Annotated in this window: 23 protein-coding genes, 2 tRNA genes and 3 pseudogenes; 9 read left to right on the plus strand and 19 right to left on the minus strand. The window is 47.0% G+C overall.

The window, feature by feature from the left end:
- Nucleotide 1: 1 nt before the first annotated feature.
- From DWZ60_RS02490 to DWZ60_RS02500, 3 genes are all read left to right on the plus strand, one after another.
- A complete protein-coding gene (locus tag DWZ60_RS02490) occupies nt 2-1,231 on the plus strand; it encodes a sensor histidine kinase (protein ID WP_118024891.1) in 1,230 nt (409 codons plus the stop codon).
- A 62-nt stretch (nt 1,232-1,293) separates the two neighbouring features.
- Nucleotides 1,294-1,989 (plus strand): ABC transporter ATP-binding protein, encoded by a 696-nt coding sequence (locus DWZ60_RS02495; RefSeq protein WP_055227219.1) that lies wholly within the window; start codon nt 1,294-1,296, stop codon nt 1,987-1,989.
- The gene (locus tag DWZ60_RS02500; protein WP_118024892.1) at nt 1,973-4,315 is read left to right on the plus strand and encodes an ABC transporter permease; all 2,343 of its coding nucleotides are present in this window, start codon (nt 1,973-1,975) and stop codon (nt 4,313-4,315) included. The genes DWZ60_RS02495 and DWZ60_RS02500 overlap by 17 nt, the downstream gene beginning before the upstream one ends.
- A 67-nt stretch (nt 4,316-4,382) precedes the next feature.
- Here the strand turns inward: DWZ60_RS02500 and DWZ60_RS17095 are convergent, their stop codons facing one another.
- Complete coding sequence (locus tag DWZ60_RS17095) at nt 4,383-4,736, minus strand: hypothetical protein (RefSeq protein WP_147335461.1); 354 nt, start codon at nt 4,734-4,736, stop codon at nt 4,383-4,385.
- A gap of 149 nt (nt 4,737-4,885) precedes the next feature.
- Here DWZ60_RS17095 and DWZ60_RS02505 point away from each other — a divergent pair, with 149 nt between their 5' ends.
- The 4 genes from DWZ60_RS02505 to DWZ60_RS02525 all read left to right on the plus strand — a co-directional run bounded on the left by DWZ60_RS02505 (nt 4,886) and on the right by DWZ60_RS02525 (nt 7,533).
- Nucleotides 4,886-5,308, plus strand: a complete 423-nt coding sequence (locus DWZ60_RS02505; protein WP_009009557.1) for an RNA polymerase sigma factor — start codon at nt 4,886-4,888, stop codon at nt 5,306-5,308.
- On the plus strand, nt 5,305-5,544 hold the full coding sequence (locus DWZ60_RS02510; RefSeq protein ID WP_009009556.1) for a helix-turn-helix domain-containing protein: 240 nt from the start codon (nt 5,305-5,307) through the stop codon (nt 5,542-5,544). Before DWZ60_RS02505 ends, DWZ60_RS02510 begins: the two co-directional genes overlap by 4 nt.
- 573 nt (nt 5,545-6,117) lie before the next feature.
- Nucleotides 6,118-6,312 carry a DUF3173 domain-containing protein gene (locus DWZ60_RS02520; RefSeq protein WP_011861908.1) on the plus strand — a complete coding sequence of 65 codons (195 nt, stop codon included), beginning with the start codon at nt 6,118-6,120 and terminating at the stop codon, nt 6,310-6,312.
- 36 nt (nt 6,313-6,348) lie between these two features.
- The gene (locus DWZ60_RS02525) at nt 6,349-7,533 is read left to right on the plus strand and encodes a site-specific integrase (RefSeq protein ID WP_118024894.1); all 1,185 of its coding nucleotides are present in this window, start codon (nt 6,349-6,351) and stop codon (nt 7,531-7,533) included.
- Nucleotides 7,534-7,613: 80 nt separating this feature from the next.
- Here DWZ60_RS02525 and guaA read toward each other — a convergent pair whose 3' ends face one another.
- The 17 genes and pseudogenes from guaA to DWZ60_RS02605 form a co-directional block, all read right to left on the minus strand.
- Entirely contained in the window at nt 7,614-9,158 is a 1,545-nt protein-coding gene (gene guaA, locus DWZ60_RS02530) for a glutamine-hydrolyzing GMP synthase (RefSeq protein WP_055218727.1), read from the minus strand.
- Between the two features lie 161 nt (nt 9,159-9,319).
- Nucleotides 9,320-10,198 carry an aldose 1-epimerase family protein gene (locus DWZ60_RS02535; RefSeq protein ID WP_055218725.1) on the minus strand — a complete coding sequence of 293 codons (879 nt, stop codon included), beginning with the start codon at nt 10,196-10,198 and terminating at the stop codon, nt 9,320-9,322.
- A gap of 33 nt (nt 10,199-10,231) precedes the next feature.
- Nucleotides 10,232-10,710: pseudogene (locus DWZ60_RS02540) on the minus strand (S-ribosylhomocysteine lyase).
- A 28-nt stretch (nt 10,711-10,738) separates the two neighbouring features.
- The gene (locus tag DWZ60_RS02545) at nt 10,739-11,239 is read right to left on the minus strand and encodes a GreA/GreB family elongation factor (protein WP_022462124.1); all 501 of its coding nucleotides are present in this window, start codon (nt 11,237-11,239) and stop codon (nt 10,739-10,741) included.
- Nucleotides 11,240-11,389: 150 nt separating this feature from the next.
- Nucleotides 11,390-13,423 (minus strand): carbohydrate-binding domain-containing protein, encoded by a 2,034-nt coding sequence (locus DWZ60_RS02550; protein WP_119221199.1) that lies wholly within the window; start codon nt 13,421-13,423, stop codon nt 11,390-11,392.
- A complete protein-coding gene (locus DWZ60_RS21045; protein ID WP_330410107.1) occupies nt 13,423-13,671 on the minus strand; it encodes a hypothetical protein in 249 nt (82 codons plus the stop codon). Before DWZ60_RS21045 ends, DWZ60_RS02550 begins: the two co-directional genes overlap by 1 nt.
- Nucleotides 13,643-13,876 (minus strand): hypothetical protein, encoded by a 234-nt coding sequence (locus tag DWZ60_RS21050; RefSeq protein ID WP_330410108.1) that lies wholly within the window; start codon nt 13,874-13,876, stop codon nt 13,643-13,645. The genes DWZ60_RS21045 and DWZ60_RS21050 overlap by 29 nt, the downstream gene beginning before the upstream one ends.
- 225 nt (nt 13,877-14,101) lie before the next feature.
- Nucleotides 14,102-14,875, minus strand: a pseudogene (locus DWZ60_RS19090) (polyphosphate polymerase domain-containing protein).
- Nucleotides 14,876-15,153: 278 nt separating this feature from the next.
- Nucleotides 15,154-16,251, minus strand: a complete 1,098-nt coding sequence (locus DWZ60_RS02565) for a glycoside hydrolase family 172 protein (RefSeq protein WP_055227238.1) — start codon at nt 16,249-16,251, stop codon at nt 15,154-15,156.
- Between the two features lie 225 nt (nt 16,252-16,476).
- Nucleotides 16,477-16,890, minus strand: coding sequence for an ATP-binding protein (locus DWZ60_RS02570; RefSeq protein ID WP_118640003.1), 414 nt, complete (start codon nt 16,888-16,890; stop codon nt 16,477-16,479).
- Nucleotides 16,860-17,156 (minus strand): response regulator, encoded by a 297-nt coding sequence (locus DWZ60_RS19095; RefSeq protein WP_118640087.1) that lies wholly within the window; start codon nt 17,154-17,156, stop codon nt 16,860-16,862. The genes DWZ60_RS02570 and DWZ60_RS19095 overlap by 31 nt, the downstream gene beginning before the upstream one ends.
- A 185-nt stretch (nt 17,157-17,341) precedes the next feature.
- Nucleotides 17,342-17,593 carry a hypothetical protein gene (locus tag DWZ60_RS02580; protein WP_022462118.1) on the minus strand — a complete coding sequence of 84 codons (252 nt, stop codon included), beginning with the start codon at nt 17,591-17,593 and terminating at the stop codon, nt 17,342-17,344.
- 12 nt (nt 17,594-17,605) lie between these two features.
- The gene (locus DWZ60_RS02585; protein ID WP_055218716.1) at nt 17,606-18,187 is read right to left on the minus strand and encodes a xanthine phosphoribosyltransferase; all 582 of its coding nucleotides are present in this window, start codon (nt 18,185-18,187) and stop codon (nt 17,606-17,608) included.
- 127 nt (nt 18,188-18,314) lie between these two features.
- The gene (locus DWZ60_RS02590; protein ID WP_118595112.1) at nt 18,315-18,902 is read right to left on the minus strand and encodes a nucleotidyltransferase family protein; all 588 of its coding nucleotides are present in this window, start codon (nt 18,900-18,902) and stop codon (nt 18,315-18,317) included.
- A complete protein-coding gene (locus DWZ60_RS02595) occupies nt 18,893-21,232 on the minus strand; it encodes a xanthine dehydrogenase family protein molybdopterin-binding subunit (protein ID WP_118659191.1) in 2,340 nt (779 codons plus the stop codon). Before DWZ60_RS02595 ends, DWZ60_RS02590 begins: the two co-directional genes overlap by 10 nt.
- The gene (locus tag DWZ60_RS02600) at nt 21,229-21,699 is read right to left on the minus strand and encodes a (2Fe-2S)-binding protein (RefSeq protein ID WP_022462114.1); all 471 of its coding nucleotides are present in this window, start codon (nt 21,697-21,699) and stop codon (nt 21,229-21,231) included. The genes DWZ60_RS02595 and DWZ60_RS02600 overlap by 4 nt, the downstream gene beginning before the upstream one ends.
- A complete protein-coding gene (locus tag DWZ60_RS02605; RefSeq protein WP_119221200.1) occupies nt 21,699-22,508 on the minus strand; it encodes an FAD binding domain-containing protein in 810 nt (269 codons plus the stop codon). Before DWZ60_RS02605 ends, DWZ60_RS02600 begins: the two co-directional genes overlap by 1 nt.
- A gap of 180 nt (nt 22,509-22,688) precedes the next feature.
- Here DWZ60_RS02605 and DWZ60_RS02610 point away from each other — a divergent pair.
- Nucleotides 22,689-22,770: transfer RNA gene (locus tag DWZ60_RS02610), tRNA-Tyr, on the plus strand.
- Nucleotides 22,771-22,773: 3 nt separating this feature from the next.
- Nucleotides 22,774-22,859: transfer RNA gene (locus tag DWZ60_RS02615), tRNA-Leu, on the plus strand.
- A gap of 399 nt (nt 22,860-23,258) precedes the next feature.
- Here the strand turns inward: DWZ60_RS02615 and DWZ60_RS02620 are convergent.
- Nucleotides 23,259-25,348: pseudogene (locus tag DWZ60_RS02620) on the minus strand (glycoside hydrolase family 13 protein).
- Nucleotides 25,349-25,538: the final 190 nt, after the last annotated feature.

Genomic DNA, 25,538 nt, shown 5'->3' on the forward strand with positions numbered 1-25,538 from the left:
TATGAATATTTTTCGTGACAAGCAAATAAAACATTTTTCTCTTTTTATTGCTATATACAGTATTTTACTTGTGGGAGTTTCTACATGGTTTTCTATAAATCAATTAAATACAGCAAAGTCTATGTATCTGGAACATGATAGAGCTATTGTATCTGCCTTGTTGGAACAGGAGGTTTCAAAAGAAGTAATTGCCAATGCTATTTCTTCCACAGATATAAGTACCGCGGGAATGGAATTTTTAGATAATTTGGGAATTACCACAAATACGTTTGGTAGCTTGTTGCCACATTTTTCCCAGTTTCAATATCACTTTTTGCATATAGCATTAGGAGGGGGAATTTGTCTAGTGATAATTCTTGTCATTGGGGTTATTTCTTTCCTACAAATTAGAAATAATCTATATCGACAGTCTGGAAAAATTATAGATAACTATATTAACAATGACTATTCTTGTCATTTACCGCAAGACAGTGAGGGAGACCTTTTTCATTTATTTGCATCTGTTGAACAGCTTGCAACTATGCTTAAAGCCAAAAGTGAAACAGAACATAAAACAAAAGAATTTTTGAAAAGCACAATTTCAGATATTTCACATCAACTGAAAACTCCATTAGCAGCTTTGATGATGTATCAAGAAATTATAGAAGCGGAACCGGATAATACTGAAACAGTAAAAAAATTTTCGCAAAAAACCGGAACCGCCTTAAAACGAATAGAACAGCTTATTTTGTCTATGCTTAAAATCGCACGTTTAGATACTGGAAATATTCTTTTTGACAAGCGTACCTGTCTTATACAGGAATTAGTTAAAAACGCTATCAGTGAACTTACAATAAGAGCTACACAAGAAAAAAAACAGATTATTGTAAATGGAACATCTAATCAAGTTATTATGTGTGATATGGATTGGACAAGTGAAGCGATTGGAAACCTTGTAAAGAACGCGTTAGACCATACAGAAATAGGAGGAATAGTAAAGATTACTTGGGAAAGTGCACCAACTATGATACGAATTTTAGTTTCTGATAATGGAAGTGGAATTGCCCCGGAAGATATACACCATATTTTCAAACGCTTTTATCGCAGTAAATATTCCCTCAACACTCCGGGAATTGGATTAGGACTTCCTCTTGCAAAATCTATTATAGAGGGACAAGAGGGGCTCATTTCTGTTCAAAGTGTTTTACATGAAGGTACTACTTTTTCAGTTTCTTTCCTTACGAAATCGTAAGGTGGAATTCACCGGATTGTAAGCTGTTCCTGTTATCCTTTAAGAAAGGAGGTCTATGATTTATGGAAATTTTAAAAGTTGAAAATTTATGTAAAACTTACGGGAAAGGCGAAGCAAAAGTAAATGCTTTAAAAAATGTGTCTTTCTCACTTGAAAAAGGGGAATTTGCTGCTGTTGTAGGTGAATCTGGTTCTGGAAAAAGTACTTTGCTTAACTGCATCGGTGCTTTAGATACGCCGACTTCGGGTTCTATTTTTATTGACGGGCAAAATCTGTTTTCTATGAAAGAAGAAAAACGGACAATTTACAGACGACGCAACATAGGATTTATTTTTCAGTCTTTCCAGCTTGTGTCTGAGCTGAATGTAGAACAAAATATTATTTTCCCTCTACTGTTAGATTATCAAAAGCCAGACCCTAAAAAAGTAAACGAAATCCTCAATTTACTTGGATTGGCAGAACGCCGCTATCATTTACCGAGACAATTATCCGGAGGACAGCAACAACGAGTAGCGATTGGGAGAGCTTTGATAACACAGCCAAAACTAATTTTAGCCGATGAACCGACGGGAAATCTCGACAGTAAAAATAGTCAAGACGTTATTGATATGCTTATCAGTGCGTCAAGACATTTTAAACAAACAATTTTGATGATAACGCACAATAATAATTTAACATCTTCGGTTGACAGGGTGTTTCGTGTGAGCGACGGTATTCTTACAGACTTAGGGGGGACAGCAAATGAAGCATTATCTTAAACTTGTCCCTATATCAACCAAAATCCACCGCAAGCAAAGTAGAATGACCCGTATTTGTATTACTCTTGCGGTTATTTTGGTTGCTGTCATGTTTGGTCTTGCCGATATGTATTTACAGGGTGTTACGCAACACGAAATAGAGAAAAGCGGAAACTGGCATTATGCGTTTCATGCTATTGATTCGCAGACAGCTTCCTTTATTTCAGCTCGTCCAGAGGTAAAAATTTCCGGGTGGCATAATACAGTTTCTTCCGAAGCAGGATATTTTATTAAAGAACAGCCTATTACTATCAGCGCGCAAGATAAAGGGGTTTTTGACGATATATTTCTGAACGGGATTGCAGAGGGAAAATATCCAGACGCGCCAAACGAGATTGCAATATCTTCTTCACTTAAAGATACTGCCTCTGTTTTGTTGAATGATACAGTTGAATTGTATAATCCGAACGGAAGTATGGCAGATTATCAGATAGTTGGCTTTTTAGACGATACAAAAACTTCACACTTGATTGCTGAGAATTTGCCGATTGTAGTAATGACACCAGAGGGCTTAGGAACGCTTGCTGTTTCTAACGCGAATGAAAGTTATGTCGCCCAGTTTTCACATTTATGTAATATACCGGACGCAATCAATGATATAAAAGCAGCCAATCATCTGACTGATGAACAGATAACCGGAAATACACCTCTTTTGAGCATACAAGGGCAAATAGAGGGGAAATCAGGTGTAAATCAGATTTATCAAGTAGCCTTTATTCTTTCCCTTATTGTCATGCTGACTTGCATTTTGATGATTTCAAGCAGTCTAAACAGCAATGTCGCAGAGAGAACAGAATTTTTTGGTATGCTCCGGTGTCTGGGGGCAACCAAAAGACAAATAATGCGATTTGTACGTTTAGAGGGGCTGTATTGGTGTAAAACGGCTATTCCCATTGGAATTATATTCTCCATTGTGATTGTTTGGATTTTGTCTGCCGCCATGCGGGTAATAAGTCCAGAATGGTTTTCTTCAATGCCGATTTGGGGTATTAGTTGGATAAGTATAGTTGCAAGTATTTTGTTAGGATTGCTGACCGTTTTACTGGCTGCTCGTTCTCCGGCAAGAAGAGCCGCAAAAGTTTCTCCGCTTACCGCTGTATCAGGAAATGCTGGACAAATAGCTACATTTCACAAAGCAGCTAACACAAAGACATTTAAAATTGAAACCGCATTGGGTATTCATCACGCAAAAGCAAAGAAAAGAAATTACATTTTAATGACAGGGGCATTTGCTATCTGTATTACATTGTTTCTCACGTTCAGTACACTTGTTGATTTTATGCAAAATGCTTTTGTGCCCCCGGTTTATACGCCGGAATTATCCATAGCAAGTGAAACTAATACTTGTTCGATTGAGAGCGAAATGTTAGCACAGATTAAGAAAAATGATGATGTCAAGCGGGCATACGGGCGTATGTTTGCTTATGATGTTCCATCAGAAAATAGTGGAAAAAGCTACAATGCAAATCTTATTTCCTATGAGGAAAATCAATTTCAATGGGCGGCGGACTCTTTGGTAGCAGGTTCCATAGAAACAGTTATGCAGCAAGAAAATCAAGTGCTATTCGTACAGACGGGAAATGTTAATGTACAAGTTGGCGACAAGATAACTTTATCTATCAATAATACGAAAAAAACTGTTACGGTTGCAGGAATTTTGTCTGATAGCCCCTTAGCCCGTGTAAAGGGTACGGAAACCTTTTTCTGTTCGGAAGCAACCTTTAGCGCACTGACCGGAGAAACTGGCTATACTATTATCGACATTCAATTTGAGAACAACGCTTCCAGTGAAGATGTAAACGCAATTAAAAACATATTTACTAATGGTGGCGTAATATTTTCAGACAGCCTTTCTCAAGTGCAGCAGCAAAGAAATCTGTATTATACTTTTGCAGTTCTTGTTTACGGCTTCCTATCTATTATCGTTGCTATTACCATTTTCCATATTATGAATACAATCAATCTGGGAGTTGCCGCAAAAATGAAAGAATACGGAAGTATGCGAGCGATTGGAATGAGCAATCGCCAACTTATAAAAATGATAATCGCAGAAGCAGGAACCTACGCAATAAGCGGAGTGATTTGGGGTTGTATCATTGGACTTCCTATGCACTGGGTTATCTATGTAAGTCTTATAACAAATATTTGGGGAACAGCATGGAGTGTTCCGTTTATTCCCCTTATACTCATAATCGCTATTGTACTGTTGACTTCTCTTTTGGCAGTTAAAGGACCTGCAAAACGGTTACAGCGAATGTCTATCGTCGAAAATATTAGTGCACAATAATCTTTTGAGAGGGGGAATTTCAAAAGTGCCCCCTCTTTTTCTATCTTACAAATCCGTAAGCTAAAATTCATCTTAAAGTAAGTTGATATTGATAAAATAAATCAAAACATAATATTTGTTTGTTATCTGCCGGACGACGGCAAAAGAAAAAAAGCCGTCGTAACGCAGACAGATTTTCACGTGCTTTTGAAGCGGTGGCTTTGATTTTTAGAGCCGCCGCTTCTTTTTGTCTATTACTGAACCAACAATGACGCAGAATATAAATAGCGGCATTTAGGAGGATTGCCGCTATGGGGATTTCTTTGCTGCTATATAACGTACATAGGCTACATTCATTAAAAAAAGTATAGCTCCTCCACTGTGGAAGTCCAACTTTGAATATGAACTGACAAGTCATATTTATTCTACTGTTATTTCTCATGCACTCATTTTTATTTTAAAATGGGTGTATTTTTTTATTCAAAAATGCAACTGTGCCCCCTGTCCTGTCGGGACTAAGAGCGAAAAGGGGGAAAGAAGCAGAAATTCCTATCAACTCGCTCCCTTTCAAGGCTGGAAAGGGGGTGAGCAATAATGAAGCCATCTGAATTTCAGACAACCATAGAGAACCAGTTTGATTATATCTGTAAAGTCGCTATGGAGGATGAACGCAAAGACTATCTCAAAGCGTTGTCCAGACAGTGTAAACGGGAAACCCTGTTCTGTGATATGGACGATTACACCGTCAATCTGTTTTCTTCCGAAGACACCTATCCATCCCACTTCCATACTTTTGAAATGGATGGATTTACTGTCCGCATTGAAAACAGCCTGTTAGCCGAAGCATTAGAAAGTCTGGACGGAAAGAAACGTGACGTTATCCTGCGATATTATTTTCTTGGATTTGACGATACGGAAATCTCAAAAATTCTGGAAGTCAACCGTTCTACCATCCAGAGAAGAAGACACGCCGGACTGGAATTTATCAAAAAATTTATGGAGGACGAAGCATGACAGCAAAGCACCCTATGATTCCGTTTCCTGTGATTGTAAGAGCTACGGACGGCGATATTGAAGCAGTCAACCAGATTGTACGCCATTACAGCGGTTTTATTGCCAGCCGTTCCATGCGTCCCATGAAAGACGAATATGGAAATACCCACATGGTTGTAGATGAAACCCTACGCCGCCGGATGGAAACACGTCTGATTGCAAAGATTTTATCTTTTGAAATCAGGGAACCAAACTAGAAATAACGCTCGCCTGTGGAAGCGTGGACAAACCCATGCTTCCCAGACAGAGCTTGCCAGTCTATTAAAGTGCATTATCACCAGTGCATTTTAACAGGCTGATAAAGCCGGATTGTTCCTTGAAAAAGAAAGCGTCTAATCAACGCAGCATAAAGCAGCCGAATACGTTTCGATAGAAAGAGAGCCGTTGGGCTGGCACGCCGTAACCCACCAAAGGAGGGATGATACCGGATAGCGATTCCTGCCAGCGTTCCATAAGTAGCTTACCGCAGAGCTGCCGCCATGACCTTTCTATTGTGATAATGATACTTCCGTACAGCCTTAGTCCGTGTGATGATGTAGCACCGCTGGCAAAGGGTACGGCTGGATGAGAACCATGCAGGGGTGAGATTCCCATGAGCTTTAGCGAAAGCTGTTCGGCTTGCTTAGATACCATTTTGAATTAGAATTTTTCATTCAAAATCAAATAACTATTTGCAGGAAATACAATCTTAATATTACTTTTGCCACAAAATCTGATATAATATAGACAGATATTGAGGGTTCCATATCTGGTCTATGGAAAGGAGGAACATGATTACAGTAACAAAAAAAGACTTAATAGAACTGGGTTATGGAACTTCATTCGCAGCAGACATCATAAGAGAAGCAAAAAAACTTATGATTTCAAAAGGGCATACCTACTATCAGTCACGCAAACTGGACAGGGTTCCCAGAGAAGCTGTGGAAGAATTGCTAGGGATTACTTTTACTGATAAATCGAACTGATTGTACTTCTTGCACATTTATGTAAGGAGTGAAATCATGGCAAAAGACCCTATTAAGAAAGCAGAAAACGGAACTTATTATTTTAGAGCAAACTTAGGTTTTCATCCGATTACCGGAAAACAGATTCAGAAATACAAAAGTGGATTCAAGACAAAAAAAGAAGCCAGAGAAGCATATTCAAAACTTATGCTGACATCCACAGAGGAATTAACAGAAAAGAAACAGCAGCTATCTTTTCAACAGTTTATTGAGGAAACTTATCTTCCTTGGTATAAAACACAAGTAAAGGAAAGCACCTATCTGAACCGCCGTTCTACCATTCAGAAGCATTTTTCATACTTTTACAAAATGACGGTGGATGAGATAGAACCCATTAACGTCCAGAACTGGCAGCTTGAACTCGCAAAAGAATTTAGTCCAAACTATATCCGTATTGTACAGGGTATGCTCTCTATTGCCTTTGACAGAGCAGTTGTTCTCGGTCTTGCAAAGAAAAATCCATCACGAATGATAGGAAACATCAAGAGCAAGAAAACAAAAGTGGATTTCTGGACACTGGATGAATTTCAAAAGGTAATTTCCCTGCTCTACAAGGGAGATTATTACGAACATTACCTTTTCATTTCATACTGGCTCCTGTTTATGACCGGAATGAGAATCGGAGAAGCCGCAGCCCTGCAATGGTCGGACATCAACTTTGAAACCGGACTTTTAAGTATAACAAAAACGCTGTACTATAAAACAATGGACGAATACAAATTTGTGGAGCCAAAGACACAAGCTAGTATTCGCACTATCTATATTGACACAGATACCATCAAAGAATTGAAAGCATGGCAGGAAGTACAGCAAAAGGTTTTAAAGGGCTGCGACCTTGTACTAAGCTACAATGGGATTCCCACCAGTAAGCACACCCTCCCACGGGCATTAGAAAAACTTGCTGGATTGGCAGGCGTACACCGTATCAAGATTCATGCACTCAGACATTCCCATGCTTCCCTGCTCATCAGTATGGGTGAAAATCCTTTATTGATTAAAGAACGTCTGGGGCATGAAAAGATACAGACTACGTTAGGAACCTATGGACATTTATATCCCAACACCAACGTGGAAGTTGCCAAAAAATTAACTGGTGTTCTCACTTATACTCCGGCAACAACCAGTGTTGCCGATTACACCAGCAATCAGCATACAGCAATCTATCACAGAGCCATTGAATAAAAAAATGCAATCAAAATGCAATTCTAAAAGGAAAGAGCCTCAAAACCCTTGAAAATAAAGGCTTTGAAGCTCTGCTCCAACTATTCAAACTCGATCGTTGCCGGTGGTTTTCCGGTGCAATCGTACATGACGCGGTTGATGTGTTTGACTTCGTTTACGATTCGACTGGTTGTTCTTCCGATGACATCCCACGGGATTTCGGCGCTTTCGGCGGTCATGAAATCGGTGGTGGTGACGGCGCGGAGGGCGATGGCGTAATCGTAGGTTCTTTCATCTCCCATGACTCCGACGGAGCGCATGTTGGTCAGGGCTGCGAAGTACTGGCCGATTTCGTGAGCGATTCCGGCTTTGTCGATTTCTTCGCGCCAGATCGCGTCGGCGTCCTGTACCATTTTGACTTTCTCGGCGGTTACTTCGCCGATGATACGGATGCCAAGTCCCGGGCCCGGGAATGGCTGACGGAATACAAGGTATTCCGGGATGCCGAGCTCAAGGCCGGCTTTTCTTACTTCGTCTTTGAAGAGGTTGCGCAGCGGCTCGATGATTTCTTTGAAATCTACGTAGTCCGGCAGTCCTCCGACGTTATGATGGGATTTGATGACGGTGGATTCTCCGCCGACGCCGCTCTCTACAACGTCTGGGTAGATGGTTCCCTGTACCAGGAAGTCTACAGCACCAATTTTCTTTGCTTCTTCTTCGAAGACGCGGATGAACTCTTCGCCGATGATTTTACGTTTTCTCTCCGGCTCTTCTACGCCTTTTAATTTTGCATAGAAACGCTCCTGTGCGTTGACGCGGATGAAATTCAGGTCGTATGGGCCGTCCGGTCCGAAGACTGCTTCCACTTCATCGCCCTCGTTTTTACGCAGCAGGCCGTGATCTACGAATACGCAGGTCAGCTGGTTTCCGACTGCTTTGGAAAGCATAACAGCTGCTACGGAGGAATCGACTCCGCCGGACAGTGCGCAGAGGACTTTTCCGTCGCCTACTTTTTCGCGGATAGCTTTGATGGATTCTTCTACGAAGGAGTCCATGTGCCAGTCGCCGGCGCAGCGGCAGACATTGTATACAAAGTTGGAAAGCATTTTCTTTCCTTCTTTGGTGTGCAGAACTTCTGGATGAAACTGAGTTGCATAGAGGTTTTTCTCTACGTTTGCAACGGCTGCTACCGGACAGTCATCCGTATGGGCGATGATTTCGAATCCCGGAGCTGCTTTGGAGATGTAGTCGTTGTGGCTCATCCAGCAGATGGTTTTTTCGGATACGTTCTCAAACAGTGCGGAACTGGTATCTACAGTTACCTCAATTTTTCCATATTCTCTGACCGGTGCTACTTCTACTTTTCCGCCGAGCAGATGCATCATCAGCTGTGATCCGTAGCAGATGCCGAGGATCGGGATTCCAAGTTCAAAAATTTCTTTTGTATAAGTCGGGGAATCCGGCAGATATGCGCTGTTCGGGCCGCCGGTGAAGATAATACCTTTCGGCTGAATTTCTTTGATCTTTTCGATGTCTGTTTTGTAAGAATAAATCTCACAGTAAACGTTGCACTCACGTACACGTCTTGCAATTAACTGATTGTACTGACCGCCAAAATCAAGTACGATAACCGTTTCTCTTTTCAAGAACGTTCCCTCCTGTTTTTTCTTCTGTGCATGATGAACTACATGCGTTTTTTGGGTTTGATGCTAATTATAGTAAAGAAACCGTAAAATTTCAACCCCCGAAGTACAGGAATCGTGTTCTTTTCGCTGTACTTCGGAGGTTTTTCTTTTTTTTCGGGTCCTTATTCTCCGATGGTGATGGTGTAGCCTGCCTGGAAAGTTTCACCGGCTTTCAGGTGCTGTTCGCCGTATTTGTCTTTTAATTCGCCGTCAAAGCCGACGTTGTCGCAGCGGCCGATCCATGGCTCGAGGCACACGAACGGGGCATCTGCTTTTGGCTTGGACCATACGCCGACGCTCGGGAAGCCTTTGCAGGTGAGAGTGACGTACGGTTTTCCATCCACTTCTACGCCGACGCGCTCGACCTGGGTGTTGTCGAAGATCAGGGCGTCCTCGTCGAAAAGGGTTCTGGTGTACGGGATTCTGCCGTCCTGAAGTTTCAGTTTTCTCGGATGTGCGACATCGACGCCTGCTGTTTCCGGGTCGATCAGGACGTATTCGAGTTCGGTCTCGGTGTGGTTTTCCAGGCCTTTGTTGAAGACGATGTCATACTGTTCCGGAATCATGAATGCAGGATGTCCGCCGACGGAGAAGTACATATCATCATCACCGGTGTTTTCTACGTTCCAGGTTATGGTCAGGGTTCTGCCGGAGAGTTCCTGGGTTACGGTGAAGGCAAAATCGAACGGGTAGACTTTTTTTGTTTCTTCGGTCGATACCAGGCGGTGTACTGTTTTGTTTTCGGTGTTTTCGATGCACTCGAATTCGTTGTCGCGGGCGAAACCGTGCTGGCCCATCGGGTATTTGACTCCTTTATGGGTGTAGAAGCCGCCGTTTACTTTTCCGACGAACGGGAACAGGACCGGTGCGTGGCGGTTCCAGAAGGCCGGATCGCCGATCCAGACTGCCTCACGGTCAGCCGCTTTATCGTAGATGCTGCTAAGTTCTGCGCCGTGATCGCTGATCTGCACGCGCAGATTTTCGTTTTCCATGGTTCTCATGTTTTGTTTTCCCCCTGTGTTATTTTTTATGGTTTATTCTGGATAGACGAGACGGGAGTCGTCGATTCCGTACAGGACTTCATCCAGGTATTTTTTGCCGAGGTAGTTGGCCATGGAGAGGTTCATGTCCAGATAGTTTCCGCAGTCTTTCGGGGATGCGCCCGGAACTTCGCCTTTGAAATCGCGGATGAATTCATACATTTCGGTGACGAGCGGGACGATGTCTCTGGAGGTGTAATCTCCGGCCAGCAATAGGTAGAAACCGGTGCGGCAGCCCATTGGGCCGAAGTATACAGTTTTGTCTTTCCACTGCTCATGGTTACGGAGGAAGGTGGCTCCGAGGTGCTCGATGGTGTGGACTTCGGCGGTGTTCATGACGGGCTCATCATTTGGGGAGGTCATTCTCAGGTCGAGGTGGTGATGATGCTGTCACCTACGTGGTCTTTTCTTGAAACGTAAATGCCTGGTTTAAGTTTGATATGGTCGATCGTAAAGCTTGCAATTTTTTCCATGACTGGTATTTTCCTTTCTTTCTGTCCTTTAATAGCTGCGGAGTTCATCATCGGTATCCGCAGTGTTTTCGATGGATTTGATGATGAGATCATAACTATAGGCATCGCTTACTTTTACAGTGACGCGGTCGCCGACTTTATGACCCAGAATGGCTTTTCCTAATGGCGAGTCGATACTGACGTATCCTTTGAGAGAATTACCACGAACGGTGGTGACAAGTTTGTAGGTTTCTGTCTCATCATCTTCTTCGATGTAAACCTGGACGGTATTGTTGATGCCGACTTCGTCGTCCTTTGAGGTATCTGAAATAACGTGAGCGGTTTTGATCATTTTTTCCAGATAGCGGATGCGGCTTTCGTTGCGGTTTTTGTCCTGTTTGGCAGCTTTGTACTCAAAGTTTTCGCTGAGATCGCCCTGGGCACGGGCTTCTTTTACAGCCTCGAGTTCTTTTGGACGGACAACCAGTTTGCGGTAGTCGATTTCTTCCTGCATTTTTTTAATATCGTTTTCGGTCAGTTTATCATACATGATTTTTCTACCTCTTTTCTTGTGAGGTTATTTTAGCACAGAATACGGCAAATTGGAAGTAGGAAGACAGCCACGGTAGAATCATGAGTAGAATCACTTTCTTACGCACCGGAACAGCAAATGTTCCGGTGCTGAATGAACTATAACGGTTCACTCAGCCGTGTCGCTTGGTTTTGAAGGCGGAGTTCCTTTGTTGTCGCTGTTATTTGGCATTTTTCCACCTTCGGGATCGCTCATCGTTTTAACAGACCGGGTTCCGGCGGTGGTGATGATGTCCGTGAGGGTGATCTCTTCGTTGTCGGTACCGGCAGCCAGAGTATACGTTGCGCCCAGTTTCATTTCTGGGCAGGTCAAAACGATGCTGGCGTAGGCTTTTTCGGGTGTGACCGTGAAGAGGGCACTTCCATCGCTGTCTGTCAGTGTGATGGCAGTGTCAGCGGACTGGGTTTCCGTACAGTAATAGGTGATAACGGGCTGGGTGGAAGCTTCGTCGAAGCTTTCCGTCATGCCGGCACTGCCGATAGCAGCTAAGGTTCCGCCGGTCACAATTGCACTTCCGTCGTAATCGAGGGCACTGTCACCATCGCTGGTCGGCCCGTACACGATCGTAGTTCCGCCGGTCACGAGAAGACTGCCGTTGGAATCAAGACCATCACCATCGGCGGATACGGTCAGGGTTCCGCCGGTAATTTTAATGTAAAGCTCAGAGTTGCCTCCGCCGCCGGGGCCTCCCTGCATCTTCTGTGGAGCATCGCCGTCAGACGGAGCATTCCCCGGATCGAAGTTCTGCGGCGCATTTCCGCCAGACGGAGCGTTCTCCGGATCGAAGTCCTGCGATGGCTGCATATCGCTGCCGTTTTCTGTATCAGGCGGCATTTGCGGAGGTTCCTTTCCGTCTGCCGCACCGGATATGCTGCTATCATCACCGGAGTTTACGGCAGCACTGCTATCGTTGTTTGAGCTTGCGGCATTGCTGTCATCGTCACCGGAACCGGCCGCATTGGCGCCAGGATTTATGGCGTTGGCGCCATCGTCGCCGGAATTTGCGGCATTGATGCCATCGTCGCTGGCGTTTATGGTAATGTCACCACCATTGACCACAACGCGTTTTCCTTCCAGTCCTTCGTAGCTTTTTTCAACAAGGATCGTTCCGCCATGAATGACGGTGTCGAGATCCGCATGGAAACCGTCATCACCGGAGTTTACGGTGATGGTTCCGTCATCGACAACAATGCTGCCGGTTGCATGGAAGCCGTCCTGTTCCGCCTTGATCGTAAAAATTCCACCGGCAATATAGATATTTCCAAGCTCTGTGTCATCCGTATTCTTCGCTTTGACCGCACTGTTTGCAGCATCAATGTCAAAGCTTCCGTTCAGAATTTTAAGCTGATCTTTGGCTGTGATCCCGTTGTCTGCAGCAGTGATTTTGTAGGTTCCACCAGTGATAACAAGGTCATCTTTGGATACAATCCCGTGCTTGTAGTCTGCCTCGATGGTCAGACTTCCTGTCCCGTTGCAGACAAGATCTGATTTGGAGAAGATAACGCCGTCTACCGTGTTGTCGTCAATCTGAGTGTACTCGTTTCCACCGCCAAGCGTGTTGCTGCTGTTTTCGGCAAGCGTGATGAAAACTTTGTCCGCTTCGCGAACGTAGATGGCAGCATTTGTCTCACAGTTGATATGGACTCCATCGAGTACGATCTGAACCTTGTCGGAATCGGATGCGTCTACGATAATCTGGCCATCCTCAAGTGTTCCGCTTACGACGTAAACGCCTTCTTCCGTGATGGTAATTGTGCTGCCGTCTGCTTTGGCTCCGCTGCCGGAGACGGTAGCTGTCGTCTTATTAAGTGTAATTTTTACGGCTTCTGATGCTTTATAGCTTCCGCTCTTCTCACGGTCTGTGAATTCGGTGTCGATAGTGGATTCGGTCAGTTCCAGGTCAAAATTAATATCGGAAGCACTTTCCATTGCATTTTCCGAATCTGTGCTCTCTGATGTGGTATCCGCGTTGTCGGCAGATGTTTCGCCGGTTGACTCTGTACGGGCAGATTCGGCATTTACAGAGCTGGAAGATGTCACTGCTGTGCCGCATCCGCCGAAGGCCAGCGATGATGCAAGAAGCAGGCTGACGACTGCGCCGGTCTCTTTTTTTCTGTTTTTTTTCTTTCTGTTTCGATTCATTATAATTCCTCCCTTCCGGTCTGCGCACGACTGCACAGGATTTCAAGGTTTCCGTTTCTGCAGCGGAGCTGGTCAATCATGTTTTTCTCTTCGCCTTCCTCGCGGAATACGATGCGATACTCCAGCTTGAAAAGACTTCCCATATTCGTGGTTTTTACCTGTACAAGCTCGCAACGGGTCAGATACCTGGCAAAGATATCGTCAAAAACACTGGTATAATCAAGGGACTCCGGTTCCAAGATTTCCATTGACGAGCATGATCACCCTCTGTACGATCACAGGCATCAGAACAAGCGTGACAGCAAAGCTTTTGGTGCATTCGCTTTTGTACCTGTAAACAGCAGCGATCAACAGTCCCAGAATCAGAGACACTGCTGTGCAGGCAAGGAACTGACCAAAGGTGAAGGCGGCGGTTGTTTCTGTAAAAACGGAACTGAATATTGCGTTAAGCATAGCAAATTCCTCCCAGAATTTTTTTATTTTCTTGTCTATTCAGAGCCCCATCTCGATTCCGCTTACGCTACATCGCGATGTTGCTTCTATTTTGCATGGCTCTGAATAGTTACATTTTCTTTTTTTGTGAAGCAGATTATGTTTGAAAAAGGCTTTTCGCAAGCTGTGAGTCCACCCACTGCTTCTTGCTTTTCGCAATGGCCGCAGAGGACTTACCTGATTCAGCTAACGGAATGCTGTTTTTGATACGGTTTGCCGGATATCTGTGAATGGTATGAAAGCTTTTTCTTCTGATACTTTCTGATTTTCGATCTGATAGGCAAAGCCGTATTTAGAAAATGATGCCGGATAGATTGCAAGATCATCCAGAATTTTGCTGAACCATAGGGGCACAGCACCTGGTGATTTCACCTCCATGAGATACCAGCCTGGTTCTAAAAGCCTGGTTCCTTCCGTTGGACCGTCAAGACACAGATTGTCGGTACGCCATCGGATATTGGTGTCGAATGTAACACGAAAGTTCCTGTCTTCCGTGCCGAAGCAGGCGATGCGGTCGTAGGCGATGTACATAGCGGGAGCAAGCCCCCGGTAGTAGTTGCGAAGCCAAGTGATTTCGTGGAGAATCTGGCTGTCGAAGCCCGGTTCTGATTTTCCCGCAAGATAGGGAACCGCTTCTGATAATATCATGCGCTCGCGGCGTTTGTAGACGATTCCTTCCTATTTTTTCTTTAGTTCTACGTATATGGGGCTGGTCTCTTTGGCCGGGCCATAACTGCGGAGTCGCAGTTTTTCTTTGTAGACGGGTTTTTCCAGCGAACGGCGGATGAGCTGGTGATCCGGGGTATCGTAATAGAGGCTGCAGATGGTATCAAGGCCGTATTCATCCATCTGCAGATGACCCGGAAGGCTCTTGCGAAGCTTGCGGACCATGATCGGGGAAAGCATGTATTTTGTTTCATACCGTTGGAAGGTCATGGGAATCTGTTGGCTTTGCATCATAATCGATTGATCCTTTCGTTTGATTTACTTCCGGAAATGTTTTTTACATTTTTAAGTATAATGAGGAAACTTTAAAGGAACCTTAAAGAATGGACGGAAAATGTGAAAGGTTTGTGAAAAGACGGACCTCTGTAATCCGGATCGCTTTTTGAATACCATATAAAAAAAGAAAGAGCCCTTTTCCGGACAAATTCGTTGGAAGCGAATTTGTTCGGAACGGACTCTTGCAGCCGCTATGCAACGTCATGAAACATATAAAATAGGAAAAGCGTCAAAAATCATCTTGGCCAGCGCTCTTTTCTGGACATGAGTGGCGCGAATGGTACATGAGGATGCGTCTGGTACCAGTAAGCTGTGGTAGCGACATCATCCTGACGTTCAAAGAGACCTCCATGACTGACGCCAATCTGCTGAAGGGTTACCTTAAGATCCTTCTCAAAAAGGATAGGATCAAGAAGGTGCCAGCGGTAGAAGCTGCGCTGTGGCATCTGATCATCATTGTGGTAATCATTATGAAGGAAGGTATCGTGGGTAGAGTAGTAAGGATATCCAAGATACGGAGTGCAGTACTGATTTTCAACGGTTTGGCCATTTTGCTGTGTTGCAAAGCTCCAGGCACCACCGAAGTAATCTTCTGTTCCGGTTCCGCAGATGGTTGGATAATCCTTGTCTCCATCGATGTAGAATTTCATCTCACCTTCTCCGTACCAGTAGCGTTCGAGGCTGGTAAGTGCAAGATACGTTCCAACGTACTGGCCTTTCCCTTTGATGTTGTCGAGGACAACGTAGTCTTTTGCCTTTTCCGTTATGCGCTGACGACGCCACTGGGCATGGAAATAGGCAGCATCTTCCGGAACCGTTGTCAGGCAATAGTCGATCTGATAAAAGAAGGCCGGAATCGGCTCATCACACTGATTTTCAATGGTAATACGGGCGTTTTTACGGAACGGCATCGGGAAATAGCTGTTGAAACCACGGGTCGGATTGACAGCAATCGGGACTGAGTTTACCTGGTAGGAAACACCGAAGCCGCAGCAGAAGAAATCGCCAAGCGGGCATTCCACGGATGGATCTTCTTCGTCATCCCAGTACATGCGCAGAACAAGATCCCGCAGAACATAACGGTTACGTTCACTGGTACGGTCTGTGACGGTGATCCAGATGTGCTGAATGATGCCTTCTCCCTGGATCTCACCAAGTGTTACGGTCTCTCCTGCTTCTATTTTCGGGATACACGGGGAACCTTTTCTGGACGGACCAAGATCGCTGGATGCCATGCCGCCTTTTCCTTTTTCTCCATTCCGGTTTTCCCAGTTAATAGAACGGGACTGTCCGCTTTTCAGCTGGAAAATGTTTTGTAAACCACAATCAAACATCATATATTCCTCCTTTTGTTTTCTTTTGTTTTCTTTTGTTTTCTTTTGTTTTCTTTTGTTTTTTCTCTCTTGGAAGCTTTTGATTTCTGCTTTTTTGTGTGTCTGCCTTTCCTGCCCTGCCGTCATTTTTCCGTTTTTCCGGAATTTTGTTTCTTTCATCCTTTTGCCGGAAAGACTGCTTTAAAACAGATGCCATCTCGTGTCCGCTCTGCGGTGATTTTTCCCTTATGTGCCTTTACAATTGCAGCAGCCACGGAAAGGCCGATTCCATAGCCGCCTCTTTCCCCTGGCCCGCGACGCATCCGCACGGTAGAAGAGGCCAAAGAGGCGGTTGAGATCACCTTCCGGCAGGGTATCGCAGGTATTCTGCACCGAAAATTCTGCTTTTTTGCCGTTTTTTCGCCAGAAAATGTGGATTTTTCCACCCTCCGGAGTGTATTTAACGGCGTTATCCACAAGAAGAGAAACGAGCTGGTGGATTCTTGCGGCATCCCCTTCCATATGGACTTCTTCTGCAATATCGCTCTGCAACGCGATCTGTTTCGTAACCGCAGAGGCTTCAAAGGACGTTACGGCATCCATGATGGTTTCTGACGCATTCCATGTTTTCAGCTCCAGTTCTCCGCCACCTTCCTCCATTTTGCAAGCGTCAGAAGCTGTGTTACAAGACTGTTCAGACGCTCAATCTGGTGATGAATGCTCTCCGTCCACTCGCTTAAGACCTCCAGCCCGCTTTTTCCCGGCATCATAATATCCAGGATCATGCCGTCATAGTTTCCGCTCTCTGCCCAGTCCGCAGCATCAATTCCATTATAAACAACATCTACAGAATAATGGTTATGTGTAAACACTGCTTCCAGCGCGTGCGCCATCTCTTTTTCATCTTCTGCCAGCAGCAGTCTCATATCGGTTCTCCTTATTTTGGTAATTTTCAGGATTCTCCGCCGGCGGCGGGTCGCTTCAGCGACATAATTCCCCCTCCGCCGCAGTGCGATCCTGCCCGGAGGGCTTTTTGAATTTACAGAAAAATTCAAAAACATCCGACCGGCACTTTTGCATGGGTGCTCGCAGCCGGATGTTCGGTTTGCATTCATTTTCTTTTTTTCTCTGCCCGTCTCCGCAGCAGCTCTTTTGCGCCTGCGTACAACAGAAAATATACCGTCAGAATCATGACAACTACAATCCTGTTATCTTTCAGGCTGAAAAAAGAGGTCACATTGACTGCCGCCAGAAACAGCAGCAGTGACACACTGAGATCAATTTTTTCTTTTCTGTCGGCCAGCACCATTCCTGCGGCCGCCAGAACCAGAAGAACGGCAATTCTTGCAATCAGATTTGCCATTTTGACGCCTCCTTACTGTTTCCGGAAGGTAATTTCCCCGGTTTTATCATCCATACCATCGACGATGGCAAGAGATTCCAGATGAATGCCGCGGTCACGCAGCAGTTTTCCTCCGATCTGGAACCCTTTTTCGATGACAACGCCTGCTCCTACGAGCTCTGCACCGGAATCCTGTACCAGGGTTGCCAGTCCTTCCAGCGCTTTTCCGTTTGCCAGGAAATCATCGATCAGGAGAACTTTGTCTCCTTTTCCCAGAAATTCTTTGGAAACAATGATATCATAAACTCTTCCATGGGTGAAAGATTCTACTTTTGTGGTATAAACATCTCCGGCGATATTTTTGGTCTGTGTTTTCTTTGCAAACACAACCGGAACATTAAAAATTTCAGCCACAACACAGGCAATTCCGATTCCAGATGCCTCGATGGTCAGAATTTTCGTGATCTCCTCTCCCGCAAAACGACGCTGAAACTCTTTTCCGATTTCCCGGAACAGATTGACGTCCATCTGATGATTTAAAAAGCTGTCCACCTTCAGGACATTTCCCTCGCGTACTTTTCCGTCTTTGCGGATTCTGTCTTCCAATAACTGCATTTTTTTGAAGCCTCCCGAATTTTTATTATACCCATTGTACTTACTTCTCACTGGAAATGCAAGTCCAAATCCATCAAATTTCGCACTGTCTCAAATTTTATTCATGGCAGCCGCCGGTGTCTCTGCATCAGAGATCCTCTTTTCGATCCAGATCCTTTAATTCCCACGCGGCTTCGACCCGGAACGGAATTACCGATTCCCAGTGCCGTTTCAGCACCTTTTTCCCGCCGCGGTCGCCGGAAAGTTCTTTTAGTTCTGAAAAATAAGGTTTTGAGAACCACACCGGATTGCCGCTCTCGCCGCCGCAGAAAACGCAGCCAAGTGGAGCCTTCTGCATCTCCATGGATTCCAGAAAGCGCTCCGCCGTCTCTTCCTTCAGGTACGGCTGATCCGCCGCAAAACACGCACAGGCATCGGCATTTTGCTTCTCCGCCGCCTCGATTCCCGCGCGGATTGTATAGGAAATTCCTTTTTCGCTGTCCGGCGAAAACACCGTCTGCAGACGCCCGGCTTTTACCAGCGGCGCAAGCTCCTCCAGAATCCTTTCATACTGCGTCACAACCAGCAGTTCCCAGTTCTCATGCCTTCCGGCAATTTGGGCCAGCCGGTCCAGCAGATGGCGGTACACCGCCTTTCCATCCAGCGGATAGAGCAACTTATTTTCCCCGAACCGTCTGCTGTTCCCGGCTGCCAGATAAAGTATCGTTACTCGCATTCTTTTTCCGCAATTCCCATTGCAATCTGCTCGCTCGTGATCGGCAGTTCGCGGAACCACAGACCCGTCGCATTGTAGATTGCATGTGCCAGCGCCGGAGCCGGTGTGTTGATAACGATCTCGCCGATCGATTTTGCACCGAACGGACCGGTCGGCTCGTAGCTGCTCCGAAACTCGACGCGCAGCCTGCCCATATCGAGGCGGGTCGGCACTTTATACTGCATAAACGAATTATTGATCATCTGACCCTTGTCCGTGTACTGGATATTTTCAAACAGCGTCATGCCGATGCCCTGCACCAGACCGCCCTCGACCTGTACGCGCGCAAGGTTCGGGTTGATGACGGTTCCGCAGTCGACAACAGCGGCATAATCAAGAATCCTGACCTCGCCGGTCTCTTTATCCAGCTCGATCTCGACCGCACCAGCCATATAAGGCGGCGGCGATACCGGAGAGCAGTTGCTTTCCGTCGCTTCCAGCGCGATGCCGTTATTGCACATGGCCGCTGTTGCGATTTCTTCCATCGTCATGCTGCTTCCACTCTTTTCATGCACGACGCCGGTACCGGTAAATTCTGTCTCATCTTCCGGCACGTTCATCCGCTCTGCCGCCAGGGCACAGATTCGTTTCCGAAGCGTCATGCAGGCTTTTTCCACCGCTTTTCCGGTAATATACGTCGTACTCGATGCATAGGAACCGGAGTCATACGGGGACGTATCGGTATCTGCGCCGACAACGGTAATGTCATCCACATCACACTCCAGACACTCTGCCGCCATCTGGGACAGAATCGTATCGCAGCCGGTTCCCATATCGGCCGCTGCGATCAGCATCGTATAGCCGCCGTCGTCGTTGACTTTGATCGTTGCCGATCCGACATCGAGATTGGAAATACAGGAGCCCTGCATCGCCATCGCAATGCCGACGCTGCGCACCTTTCCATCTCCCATATCACGGCACGGATATTTCTCATCCCAGCCGATCATCTCTTTCGCACGCTCCACGCACTGGTCAAGCGCACAGCTGTTTGCCGTTTCGCCATAGTAAGCCGGCATGAACTGTCCCTCACGGACCATGTTCTGCTCCCGGATCCGGATCGGATCGATGCCAAGACGCGCTGCCATCTCACTGACAGCAGATTCTACGGCAAAGATACCCTGCGTCGCACCGTATCCGCGGTAAGCACCGGCTGACATTACGTTGGAATACACAACATCATACGCAAACCGGTAAGCCTCAAGAGATCCATACATCGGAATCGATTTGTGGCCGGAAAGGCCGACCGTTGTCGGTCCATGCTCGCCGTATGCACCCGTGTTGGAAAGTGTATACAGATCGATCGCACGGATTCTTCCATCCTTCATCGCACCGAGGCGGATCGTTACTTCCATCTCATGGCGCGGTGTGGATGCTGTCTGGGACTCTTCTCTCGTAAAGATCATTTTCGACGGTTTTCCGGTTTTCCAGGTTACAAACGCCGGGAAAATTTCGGCAACCACCGTCTGCTTCGCTCCGAATCCGCCGCCGATTCTCGGCTTGGAAACACGGATCTTCGATTTCGGAATGCCGAGTGCATTGGACAGAATGCGGCGCGCATGGTAAACGATCTGGGTCGAGCTCAGCACATTCAGCCGTCCGTAGGTATCCATAAAGCAGTATGTCCGGAACGTCTCCATCATCGCCTGCTGGGCTGCGCGTACATGATACGTATGCTCTACGACCTCATCGCACTCTGCGAGCACGGCTTCCACATCTCCGTTGTGATCTTCCGCACTTGCACAGAGATTTCTCTGATTGTCCGCACCGACCGGACAGAGCGATTTCCAGCTTTCCTCCGGATGCACCAGCAGTTCATTATCCTTGGACTGATGAAAATCCAGAATGGCCGGAAGCACTTCGTACTCTACTTTCAGGAGCTTCCGCGCACGGTCCACGCATTTTTCATCTTTTCCGGCAATAATCGCCACCGGATCTCCCACGTAGCGCACATGCTGATCGAGGATCAGACGGTCATACGGGCTTGGTTCCGGGTAGGTCTGTCCTGCCATTGTAAAACGCTGTTTCGGCACATCCTCCCAGGTATAAATCGCCTCAATGCCCGGAACACGCTCTGCTGCCGTCTTTTTCACGGATTTTACGATTGCATTGGCATGCGGACTCCGCAGTACCTTGACAATCAGACAATCCTTCGGCACCAGATCATCTACATAAACTGACTTTCCGGTTACCAGCGCGAGGGCATCCTTTTTGATCACCGGCTTATTCACACTGCAGAGCTGATCGGTTCTTCCCGACCAGTCCGGTTCATAGATATGATTTTCTCTGCTCATGACGCACCTCCCTGCTGCTTTTTCCAGGCAAGGAAATTCAAAATTCCCCGAAGCTGTCCTTCATATCCGGAACAGCGGCAGAGATTTCCCGCCAGATATTCTTTAATTTCTTCCTCACTCGGATCCGGATTTTCCCGGAACAGCGCAATCGCATTCATAATCATCCCCGGATTGCAGAACCCGCACTGCTCGGCGCCCTGTCCGGCAATAAAGGAACCAAATTCTTCTGCTTCCTCCTGCAGGCCTTCCAGCGTATCCACCTTACATCCATTCGCCCGCGCCGCAAGCACCGAACACGACAGCACCGGTTTTCCCTCCAGAAAAACCGTACACAGCCCGCAGTTCGACGTCTCACAGCCGCGCTTCACACTGTAGCATCCCTGGCTTCTCACAAAATCGATCAGGAGCATGTCTGCATCGATCTCCGCTTCCGTCTTCTTTCCATTTAAGATCATCGAAATCTTCATCACTGCTCCTCCTTCTTCTGAATTTCTTCCATGCATCTGCGCAGCAGCACCCGTCCCAGATGATGACGATACTCTGCACTTCCGCGCATATTACTGCCATATGTAAACTGATCAGAAATCTCCGAAGCCGCCGCCTTCAGCTCCTCCGCAGATGCCTTTCCAGCCGCCAGCTTTTCCGCCAGCTCCGCCGGAAGCTCTACACGTGCCGCCTTCGCCGGTCTTGCCCCAAGCACCGCACATCCTTTTCCGTCTTCCACCCGCACCGCACACGTCAGCACCGGGAAATCCGTTCTGGAATTTCGATGACTCTGATAAACCGTAACACCCTCATGCTTCTTCACAATCAGCCTTACCAGCACATCCCTGTCTCTCTTTGAACAGGCAAACTCCGCCAGCGGCATCCGTCCCGCATAAACCAGCTCCACCTCCGTATCCAGCGCCAGAAACAGCGTCAGCACATCCGAAAATCCAAATCTGCCGAAAATACTGCCTCCCACCGTAGCCAGATTCCGGAACTGCACCCCGACAATACTCCGCACACTCTCCCGTGCCGCACCGTCGGTATAAGCATTCAGCCCCTCATGCTCCTCCAGCTGCCGCAGCGTCACCATACATCCAATCGAAAACTCCTCCTCGGACTCTTCAATCTGATCCAGTCCCAGCCCGGACAAATCAATCGCCGTCTGCACCTGCCTCTGCCCCATCTTCGTCCAGAGCATCCCGCCCAGGATACAGGCGCTTCTCTTCTGATTCAGCTCATACGCCTCCTCCAGCGACCCCACCCGGACATAATCCTTAATCTTAATCATACTTACCCTATATCCTCCATTTTTACTCAATATAGAAGCCCATATATTTGATATTATACCCGACCTGCTCCCCCCTTTCAACTTTTTTCTATTTTTTTCAAAAAAACCCTTGCATTTTCCCTCCACATCCAGTATAATCATTCAATGTCGGAAGTCATTCTGACACAAAACAAAATACATGGACGGATTCCCGAGTGGCCAAAGGGGACAGACTGTAAATCTGCTGCAAATTGCTTCGATGGTTCGAATCCATCTCCGTCCATATGCCGCAGTGGCGGAACTGGCAGACGCCCGGGACTTAAAATCCCGTGGGTAGTGATACCCGTACCGGTTCGATCCCGGTTTGCGGCACGATTAAGAGCTCTGATTCATACGAATCGGAGCTCTTTTTCCATTCTCCCCCAACAATCTTACACTGATCCGCCCAGCGGATCCAGCCCCATCTCCCGTTCCCACTACCAGCCTCGCCGCCGCGCGCCCGGTGGTCTTGCGTGATGCGCAGGGCAACATTGGAAAAGCGGGTTGGAAAAACCAGAAAAAACGGAGGCCTTTCGAAAGACTGAAATCTGGTGCTCAACACCAGATTTCAAGGCATTCTGAGCTGGGAAATCATCAGATTTCCCGGCGAATAATGCCGGTGTCTGTCGAAAGACCTCCGTTTTTTCTACGTTTTTCCACCGCTTTTCCACCGCTGCCCTGCGCATCACGCAAGACCACCGGGTGTGCGGCGGCGAGGCGTCCCCCAAATCCTTACTCTTCACACCGATGCAGCACAACCCCCGAAAGCGGCAGCAAATCCATCTCCAGTATGCCCGCCGGTGCCTCGATTTCTTTCTCCTCCGAAGAAAATCCCACCGCATCCGTCGCAAACACCTGCGTCAGCTTCGCCACCGAACTCCGGTTAATCCCGGTAAGCCACACCGGAATCTCCACATGCACCCTCTCATTCCGGTTATTAATCACCACAATTACCTGCTCCTCCTGATTAAACCGTCCATAAGAAAGCACATTATAATCATGGTACAAAAATTTCAGCGATCCCATCGCCAGCACCGGAAATCTCCGATGCACCGCAATCATTTCTTTATAGAATCGGATCAGCTCCTGATCCGCCTGTCCCCAGGGATACGTCCTCCGGTTATCCGGATCCGTAAACCCGACCTGGCCGGCCTCATCCCCATAATACAGCGTCGCGCCCCCGGCCACGTCATCTGAATCACAACCGCCTCGCGCAGCACCGCCTTATTCGTATTCTCCGCAGCCGCATACGGCCCAACATTCGCCACACGCCCCACACGATGATTCGTTCTCGTGAGGAACCGCGAATGATCATGATTATCCAGCTCATTCATCGCCGTATACAGCGAAGGCGCATAAAACGCCGGCATATGATACGTCATCGCCCCGATAAAACTCTCACTGTTTCCGAGAAGCCCCTGGTTAAACTCATCACTGTGCTTCTCCATACCCGTGAGGAACCAGGAAACCGGCTCCATAAACGCATCATAGTTCATCACTGTATCCCACTCGTCGCCCTGCAGCCAGCTCATCGCATCGCCGTAGTGCTCCGCCAGAATAATCGCCTCCGGATTCGCCTCCTTCACAACGCGCCGGAACTCCTTCCAGAACTTGTGGTTAAACTCCGGGCTGTGTCCTAAGTCAGCGGCCACATCCAGCCGCCAGCCGTCCGCATTAAACGGCGGAGAAACCCACTTCGCGCCGATGCGCATAATATCCTCCATCAGCTTCTCCGAACCCTCGTAGTTCAGCTTCGGCAGCGTATCATGGCCCCACCAGCCGTCATAAAACTCATTGTACGGCCAGTTATGCTCATTATAAAACTTAAAAAACGTGTGATACGGACTGTCCTGCGCCACATACGCGCCCGGCTCATAGCCCTTTCCGGCCTCATAAATCCGCTCGCGGTCCAGCCATTTGTTAAACGAACCACAGTGGTTGAAAACGCCGTCCAGAATCACCTTCATGCCGCGCTTGTGCGCCTCCTCCACCAGGTGGATAAACAGTTCATTGCTCGCCTCCAGGTTCGCCTTGTTCGTCACACGGTCAATATACCGCGTTGCCCGCGTATTGTCCTTGTCGCCCGGCCAGAGCAGATCGCCTTCGTCGGAGACAATCTTTCCAAAATGCGGATCAATATAGTCATAATCCTGAATATCATACTTATGGTTCGACGGCGAAACAAACACCGGATTCAGATAAATGACCTGCACACCGAGATCCTGCAGATAATTCATCTTGTCAATGACGCCCTGCAGATCGCCGCCGTAGAAATTGCGGACATCCATCTGCTCCGGGAAGCGGTTCCAGTCATCCACCTTGTTGACCTGCTCACCGATGTAGCTGTACTCTCCCGTCAGCACATCGTTGGACGGATCTCCGTTGCAGAAGCGGTCCACAAAAATCTGATACATGACAGCGCCCTTCGCCCAGTCCGGCGTATGGAAACCTGGAATAATACCAAACGAATACATCTCCTGAAGCTCTCTTGTCACGCCGAGCTTGTTGTAATAACAGACCACGCGGCCTGCCTGAATCTCAAAAAAATAGCGGATCGGCTCATTTCCGACCGGAATCTCGATCTCGTAATAATCAAAACCGTTCCGGACCAAACCGACCTGCATCTGTGCACGGGTGGAACCGCTGATGAAATAAACCGCATCTACATTATTTTTCAGGGTACGGAACCGGATCTTCACCGTGTCGCCCGGGTTCGGCTCAAACGGAATCTGATACTGCGGGGATTCATCGCTGTAGAGCGCATGCTTGTTGAACATCGCCCGCATCTGTGACATATACTGCTGCATTCTTGTTTTATCCATGAACTAACGCCTCTGTCTTTCTCAATCATTCATTCCTTATATTTTACCCCACACCGCCATGTAATACAACCTTTTTCTGAACACATGTAACGATTGTGTTTATTGGATTTTTATATAGTAAAAGAGCCAGCGGGGTACGCTGGCTCTTTTGGAGAAGGTATTTCTCTTATGGGGTGTAGCAAAAACTATA

The organism is Blautia sp. AF34-10 (assembly GCF_003477865.1).
Classification (GTDB): Bacteria; Bacillota; Clostridia; order Lachnospirales; family Lachnospiraceae; genus Fusicatenibacter; species Fusicatenibacter saccharivorans.